The sequence below is a fragment of the Deinococcus rhizophilus genome (assembly GCF_030271215.1).
Taxonomy (GTDB): Bacteria; Deinococcota; Deinococci; order Deinococcales; family Deinococcaceae; genus Deinococcus; species Deinococcus rhizophilus.
In genome coordinates this window covers 1-7,166 of the sequence record NZ_JASNGB010000153.1, presented here as the reverse complement: position 1 = coordinate 7,166, position 7,166 = coordinate 1, and the positions used below count along the sequence as shown (strand labels likewise).

Sequence of the window (7,166 nt, the reverse complement as noted above, 5' to 3'; positions counted from 1 at the left end):
GGGGGCGGTGCGGCCCGCGCGTCCCGCCCGCTGCTCGGCGGCGTCGCGGGTCACGCGGGTGGTCACCATGCGGGTCAGGCCGGTGCCGGGGTCGAAGGCCTGGGTGCGGCCCAGACCGCCGTCCACGACGGTCCGCACCCCCGCCAGGGTGAGCGACGTTTCCGCGATGGAGGTCGCCAGAATGACCCGCCGCCGCCCGGCCGGGTCCGGCAGAATCGCCCGCCGCTGCTCGGCCAGCGGGAGGTCGCCGTAGAGCGGCAGCACGCTGGCGTCCACGTCCGGCAGCGCCGCCAGCGCCCCCCGAATCTCGCGCACGCCGGGCAGGAAGGCGAGCACGTCGCCCCCCGGATGGGTCGCCAGGGCCTCCCGCACCGCGCGGGCCACGGCGTCCTCTACCCGGCCTGCCGGATCGGTGGGCAGGTAGCGCACGTCCACCGGGTAGGCCCGCCCCGCGCTCTGAATCAGCGGGGCCCCCAGCCGTTCCGGCAGGGCAGGGTCCAGGGTGGCCGACATGACCAGCACCCGCAGGTCGTCCCGCAATGCGCCCCCCACCTCGCGCAGCAGGGCCAGGGCGAGGTCGGCGTTGAGCGACCGCTCGTGAAACTCGTCGAGGATCACCAGGCCCACCCCGGCCAGCTCCGGGTCGCGCTGGAGGCGGCGGGTCAGGATGCCCTCGGTGACGACCTCGATGCGGGTCCGGGCCGAGACGCGCGACTCGAAACGCACCCGGAAGCCCACCGTCCCGCCCACCTCCTCGCCCAGCGTCTCCGCGAGCCGGGCGGCCACCGCGCGGGCGGCGACCCGCCGGGGCTGGAGCATCACGACCGACCCACCCGCCAGCCAGGGCTCGTTCAGCAGCGCCAGCGGTAAGCCCGTGCTCTTGCCCGCGCCGGGCGGGGCTTGCAGCACGACCAGCGGGTGCGCCGCGAGCGCCGAACGCAGCTCGGGCAGCACCTCGAAGACGGGGAGGTCGGGCAGGCTCACGGGGAGGATGGTAGCAGCGGGACGCCGGGCAGCGTCAGCACGCCGCGCAGGTCGCGCAGCACCGCGTCCGGCCTCTCCCCCGCCAGCGGGTGCCCGGTCGGGAGGGAGGGTCGCCGCGCGGCCGTGCAGAGTGCCGCCGAGGTCGAAGAGCATCGCCCGGACGCTCAGGACGCCTCGCCCCCGCTGGGAGCCCTCCCGACCTCCCCATCCGGGGACTTGTGGAAGGCCGCGCCCAGACGGCGGACGTTCTCGTGGATCAGGGTCGTGTTCAGCGAGACGGCGGCGAGCATCCCGCCCGCAGCGGCGCTCATCACGTACTGGGGCGCTCCGGTCATGTCCCCGGCGGCCCACACCCCGCGCACGCTGGTCATGCCGTTCTCGTTGACCACGACGCGGCTCTTGGCGTTCAGCTCGCAGCCCAGCGAAGCGGGCAGGGCACTGTTCTGGACCTGGGTGGGGTTGAGAAACAGGCCGTCCAGCGTGAGCCGCTCGCCGTCCCGGAAGCGCACCCGCAGGGTGTCCCGGCCCTCCAGCCGCAGGATCGGGGTGGAGATCACGGGCACGCCCACCTGCCGCAGGTCCTCGCGCTGCTCATCGGTGAGTTCGTCGGGGCCGTCGGTCAGCAGCACCACCCGGTCGGACCACGCCCGCACGCTGAGGGCGAGGTGGTGGCCTTCCTGGTGCGAGCCCAGCACCCCCAGCGCCGACTCGCGGTTGGGCCAGCCGTCGCAGTAGGGGCAGTGGTGAACGGTGCGGCCCCAGCGGGCACGCAGGCCCGGCACATTGGGCAACACGTCGCGCACCCCGCTGGCAAACAGCAGCCGCCGGGCCTGAACCCAGCCGCCGTCATGCCGCAGGGCGAAGCCGCCGTCCCAGGACCTGACCTCGCGGGCCACGCCCGGCCGCACCGTGACCGGGTAGGGGGCGAGGTCGGCCAGCCCGAGGGTCTTGAGCTGCGTGGGCGCGGCCCCATCGCGGGTAAAGACCCCGTGGGCCGCCTGGGAAGCGGCGTTGCGCGTCGGGCCACCGTCAAGCAGCAGCACCTCGCGCCGGGAGCCGCCCAGCACCAGCGCGGCATTCAGCCCCGCCGCGCCCGCGCCCACGATCACGGCGTCGTAGCGCTCCACTAGCGGACCCCGGGGCGGACGGTCACGTCGGTGAGCACCGCGTCACGCGGGGCCTCCAGCACGAAGCGGAGGGTCGCCGCCACCGTCTCCGGGGCGAGGTAGGCGTCCGGTTGGTAGGCGCCGCCCTCCTGCGCCCGCACCGACTGCTGCATGGGCGTGGCGGTGCGGCCCGGATAGACGGTGGAGACGCGGACGCCGCGAGAGGCCTCCTCCTCGCGCAGAGCGTCGGCCAGCGCCCGCAGCGCGAACTTGCTCGCCGCGTAGCTGGCCCAGCCGGGACTCGCGCGGAGGCCCGCCCCGCTGTTCACGAACACCACCGTGCCGCGCTCGGCCCGCACGCGCCCCAGCAGCAGCCGGGTCAGCTCGGCGGGGGCGACCACGTTGACCGCGAGGGTCCGCGTCCAGGCCGCGTGGTCCTGCTGGGCCACCGCGCCCAACTCCACGACCCCCGCGTTATGAACCACGTTCGTGACCCGGCCCAGGTCTGCCAGCGCCGGGGCGAAGGTGTCCGGCCGGGTGAGGTCGAGGCTCAGCGCCCTGCCGCCCACCTCCGCGCAGAGGGAATCCAGCCGCTCGTCTCCCCGCCCTTGCAGGATCAGGTCGTGGGTCCCGGCGAGTGCCCGTGCCAGCGCCGTGCCGATGCCGCCCGTGGCCCCGGTGATCAGGGTGGCAGGCCGCTGAAAAGTCGTCATGGGGGGCACGCTAGCGCACGAGGCGCACCCTGAAATATCGCTCCTGAAACCACACGGCCTTCATGATTTCCTCGTCTGTTGGGCGAGTCCCGTGAAGAACCACAACCAGCTTGTCCTCCCGGTCATCCTCGCGGACGATCACGGCCGTGACCATGCCCCTGACTTCCCTTACAGGCATGTCCCAGCCCAGCAGGTAGGCATCGGTAGGATGGCCGTCGCCGCCCAGGGTGCCGGGCACCTCGCCGTAGTTCACGGGGTACACCAGATCGGCGTGCCGGGGATGAACGCTGCCCAGCGGGCGGTCCACGACGACGCGCACAGTCTGATTAAGGTACGGGGTGAGGTCGGGCTTCATGGGGGGAGCCATGGGGGGAGCATAGAAAACCCCCTCCGCGTGGGAGGGGGCGGGGTGGGGTGAGGAGGAGTGGGGGGGGGGGGGGCAGCGCGGTGCTCCGTTCCAGTGAAGGAACAGAAGGCGTCCCTTCCACTCCACTCCGACCGCTCTGGATCACGGATTCTCGCTCTGCTCGGGCCGGAGAAGCTGATGGCAGACCCGTCAGCTTCTCCGGACACCGCTGTCAGCGGCTGCCGAGGCCGTCGAAGGTGTCGGTCGGGAACACGTCCCACTCGGCGGCGGGGTCGAAGGCGTCGCTGCCGTTCGCGTCACCCGCCGTCACGCTGGCCTTGCGGCGCAGGGTGCGGTCCAGGGTCGTCACGCTGCCGGAGGTCCAGGCGGTGCCGGGGTCCACGCCGACCTGACCAAAGGAGTCGATGACCTCGCCGTTCTTCTTGAGCAGCAGGGCGTCGTCTCCGTTGAAGAAGGTCACGCTGCTGGTCGTCTGGGCCTTGCCGAGAATGGCGACGTTGGCCTGAGCGTTGGCAATCACGTAAGTGCCGCCCGCCGCCAGCGTGCCCGTCAGGGTCAGCCTGTTGCCCGCTGCCGTGCCGCCGTTGGAGTACAGCTCCACGCTGTAGGCCGAGAGGTCCACCGCCGCCCCGGTGGGGTTGTAGATTTCCAGGGCCTTGTTGTTGCTGGTGCCCTCCACGTACTCGCTGAAGTACAGGTCGGCGGTGCTCACGGGCCTGGGCGCCGGAACGGTCACAGTGAGCAGGCTGGTGTCGCTCACGGCGCCCGCCGCCGCCTTCACCTCGTAGACGTAGGTGCCGGGGGCGGTGCCCTCGGGAGCCTGAACGGTCACGGTGAAGGGCTCGCCGCTGGCAGCGGTACCGGGCGCGGTCACCAGAGCGGGAGCGCCCGCCTGCGGGGTCACGGTGACCGTCAGCGCGTCAGGAACGTTCACGCTGTCGGCGGTGAAGGTCTGGCGCACGGCGTCCCTGCCCAGGGTCGCGGTCAGCTCGGCCGCGTCGGGCGAGAGGTTGACCCGCGTGACCGTCGCGGAGGCGGGCAGCGGCGCCTGGGCACGCAGGTTCAGGCCGACGAGCACGGGGTCGTGGTCGCTGGAGCGGAAGGGTTCGGCGGCGTAGAAGCTCTCCACCTGGGCCGGGGTCTTGAACTCGAGGTTGTAGTCCAGCACGGTCGGCTCGTCGGCGTTGATGTGCCACTTGGTGCCGCCGACAATCTGCCGCTCCAGGCTGGCGGTCGCCAGCGCGTGGTCGAGGCTGCCCCACTGGGAATCGAACTGGTACGAGTAGCTCGACGCGTCGAACAGGTTGACGTACCCGGCCTCCTCCAGCGCGCGCAGGGGGTCCTCCATGCGGTAGGCGTTGAGGTCGCCCAGGATCAGGCGGTCTTCTTCCGCCACCCCGGTGGGATTGGTGTCCAGCCAGCGGGCCAGGATGCGGGCCGCGTTCGTGCGGGTGAGGTTGCAGTTGCCCTGACCGTCCCCGAGGTCGGGGTCGCCCACGCAGGCGCTGCCCTTGCTCTTGAGGTGGGCCACCGCCGCCGTGAAGCGTCCGCCGTTCGCGTTGCTCTGGAAGGTGTGGGCCAGGGTGGGGCGGTTGCGGGTGTCCTGGTAGGTGGGGTCGAAGCGGTTGTCGAGCACCGCCAGCGTGCCCACCGGGGTCACCCGGGCGGGCTGGTAGATCATCGCGACGGTGATCGCGTCGGTGCCGACGTTCTCGCCGGGGTTGATCGCGGCGTAGGTGCCGGGCGCGGTCGCGTCGTTCAGGGCGTTCACCAGGTTCTGAATCGAGGACCGGTTGCCGCGCGCGAAGTCGTTCTGGATCTCCAGCAGGCCCAGCACGTCCGCGTCCATCTTGGTGATCGCCGCGACGATCTTCTCGCGCTGACGCAGGAACTCGGCGCAGGTGTTCGCGCCACGGGCGTCCCCGCTGCTGCCACCGAGCGTGCAGCCGGTGTTGGGGCCGTCCATCGTGGTGAAGTAGTTCAGCACGTTCATGGACCCGGCCCGCAGGCGCCCGCCCACCCCGGTGGGCTTCTCGGGGCGCACGCCGCCGGAGACATTCGCGGAGGTGGCAAAGAGGCGGTAGAGGTCCTCCGAGCCGTTCCAGCCGTCATTGCCGTAGGCCAGCACGCCGGTCACGACCACCCGGTCGCCGCCGCGCAGGGTGTTGTCGGCGCTGAGCGCCTGTCCGTTCCGCGAAAAGACGATGGGGTCGGGGTTCTGGGCGCGGCTGAAGTCGTCCACGCGCAGGGTGCGGTTGGCGACCTCGGCCTCGTAGGCCGCGAGGCCCGAGGTGCTGGGGCGGTTGACCTGGGTATAGGTGGGGATGCGGTCGTCGGCGAGGTCGAAGCTGCCGCCACGTCCCAGCAGGTAGTTGCCGGTGACGACGCCGGTCGTGGCGATGTGCAGGCCCTCGTAGCGCTCGCGCTCGGCCACCGGGAGGGGGAGCTTGACGCGCTCGGCGGAGGGCAACCTCACGCCCGAGCCCAGCTTGCTGAAGCCTGCCGCCGTGATCTGGGTCATGCCCGCGAACTCCGCGACCGTGCCGCTCACGCGCACGAGGTCGCCTGCCGCGACCGGCGGGCAGTTGCTGCCGCAGAACACGAACAGGCCGTCGCTGGTCCGCTCGTCACGGTCGGCGTCCTGCTGTTCCTCCTGCACGAAGAAGCCGTCGACCTGCACCGAGCGGGTCGCGGAGACGTAGGTGGTCCGCAGCCCCGTCACCACGCCCTCCACGGTCACGCGCTGGCCCACGAGCGGTGACGGCGCATCTCCCGAGGGCGTCGCGCCCTGCACGGTGCCGATGTTGGTGGCCGGGCCGCTGTCGGCGGGCGCCAGCGCAGCGCTCGCCTGCACGCTCTGGGTCTGGAGGGTCGCCTGAGGCTGGGTGGCCTGACCGCAGGCGGCCAGCGTGAGCAGGCCCGCGAGCAGCAGGAGTCTGGGGGCGGTATGGGGGGTCTGGGGCATGGGGTACGGTCTCCTTGAGGACATGGGAAAGCAGCATTCCGCCGACAAGGTCACCGCACCGTGGAGGTCCGAAGCGCCCTGTCTGAATGAGCAGAATATAAAGCACAGATGGCCGAGTCTCAGTCGGGCGTGACAATTCCGTGAGAAAGGGTGTGTTAGAGCATATGCCATAAGAATGCGGTGGGTTTCCGCATGCGTTGGCCGAGCGGACTTGCAAAGCTGCGCAGCAGAGCGAGCGAATTGAANTAGAGCATATGCCATAAGAATGCGGTGGGTTTCCGCATGCGTTGGCCGAGCGGACTTGCAAAGCTGCGCAGCAGAGCGAGCGAATTGAAGAAGAGCATTGGGCATTCGGGGAGGCACCTGGGGCGCCCTTCCCCGGGGGCCGTCATTCTGCCCAATGCTCTAGGTCGCCACGTGCGGTCAGTTCAGGGTGGCCGCAGCACGGGCGACCGGCCCCGACCTGGTCCCGACTGGGACTGGCGGCCCAGGAGGACGCTCCGCAGGTGAGAGCTGCCCTGCTCTTCCCGCCCCGAGTGTGACGCGGCGCGTCCTGCCGGGGTAAGGATTCACCGGCCCCGGACATGGGTCAGGAAGAACACCGAACAGCACCCAGGACGGGCGTTCATGCACCGACTTCCCTTAGCCTTCCCGGTCAGGCCACCCCGTCATGCCACAGTGGGCGCGTGCCTCTCCTCGACGCGGTCATCGTCGGCGCCGGTCCCAACGGGCTGGCCGCCGCTGTCACCCTGGCCCGCGCTGGGCTGCGGGTGCGGGTGCTGGAGCGCCACCCCACGCCCGGCGGCGGCCTGAGCAGCGCGGGGCTGACCCTCCCCGGCTACCGGCACGACGTGGGCAGCGCGATTCACCCGCTGGGGTACGCCTCGCCCGCCTTCCGTGCGTGGCCGCTGCACGCCTTCGGGCTGGGCTGGGTGCAGCCGGACGCCCCCTACGCGCAGGTGCTGGAGGACGGCACGGGCGTGGTCGTCGAGCGCGATCTGGACGCGGCGGCGCGGGCCTTCGGGCGGGAC

At 71.6% G+C, this 7,166-nt stretch carries 6 protein-coding genes; 1 reads left to right on the top strand and 5 read right to left on the bottom strand.

The window, feature by feature from the left end; translation table 11 throughout:
• From QOL99_RS13350 to QOL99_RS13330, 5 genes are all read right to left on the bottom strand, one after another.
• Nucleotides 1-984: helicase-related protein (locus QOL99_RS13350; protein ID WP_285524529.1), on the bottom strand; the 984-nt coding region annotated here is incomplete at its 3' end.
• A 164-nt stretch (nucleotides 985-1,148) separates the two neighbouring features.
• Nucleotides 1,149-2,111 carry an NAD(P)/FAD-dependent oxidoreductase gene (locus tag QOL99_RS13345; RefSeq protein ID WP_285524527.1) on the bottom strand — a complete coding sequence of 321 codons (963 nt, stop codon included), beginning with the start codon at nucleotides 2,109-2,111 and terminating at the stop codon, nucleotides 1,149-1,151.
• Nucleotides 2,111-2,803: an SDR family oxidoreductase gene (locus QOL99_RS13340; RefSeq protein WP_285524525.1), complete on the bottom strand. Its 693-nt coding sequence runs from the start codon at nucleotides 2,801-2,803 to the stop codon at nucleotides 2,111-2,113. Before QOL99_RS13340 ends, QOL99_RS13345 begins: the two co-directional genes overlap by 1 nt.
• A gap of 10 nt (nucleotides 2,804-2,813) precedes the next feature.
• The gene (locus tag QOL99_RS13335; RefSeq protein ID WP_285524523.1) at nucleotides 2,814-3,170 is read right to left on the bottom strand and encodes an inorganic diphosphatase; all 357 of its coding nucleotides are present in this window, start codon (nucleotides 3,168-3,170) and stop codon (nucleotides 2,814-2,816) included.
• A 211-nt stretch (nucleotides 3,171-3,381) separates the two neighbouring features.
• Nucleotides 3,382-6,135 (bottom strand): ExeM/NucH family extracellular endonuclease, encoded by a 2,754-nt coding sequence (locus QOL99_RS13330; protein ID WP_285524521.1) that lies wholly within the window; start codon nucleotides 6,133-6,135, stop codon nucleotides 3,382-3,384.
• A 686-nt stretch (nucleotides 6,136-6,821) separates the two neighbouring features.
• On the opposite strand from QOL99_RS13330, the gene QOL99_RS13325 reads away from it, so the two are divergent.
• Nucleotides 6,822-7,166: phytoene desaturase family protein (locus tag QOL99_RS13325; RefSeq protein ID WP_285524520.1), on the top strand; the 345-nt coding region annotated here is incomplete at its 3' end.

Coding starts and splice junctions, on each gene's coding strand:
- QOL99_RS13340 (WP_285524525.1), bottom strand. CDS start 2,803: ATGACGACTTTTCAGCGGCCTGCCACCCTGATCACCGGGGCCACGGGC.
- QOL99_RS13335 (WP_285524523.1), bottom strand. CDS start 3,170: ATGGCTCCCCCCATGAAGCCCGACCTCACCCCGTACCTTAATCAGACT.
- QOL99_RS13330 (WP_285524521.1), bottom strand. CDS start 6,135: ATGCCCCAGACCCCCCATACCGCCCCCAGACTCCTGCTGCTCGCGGGC.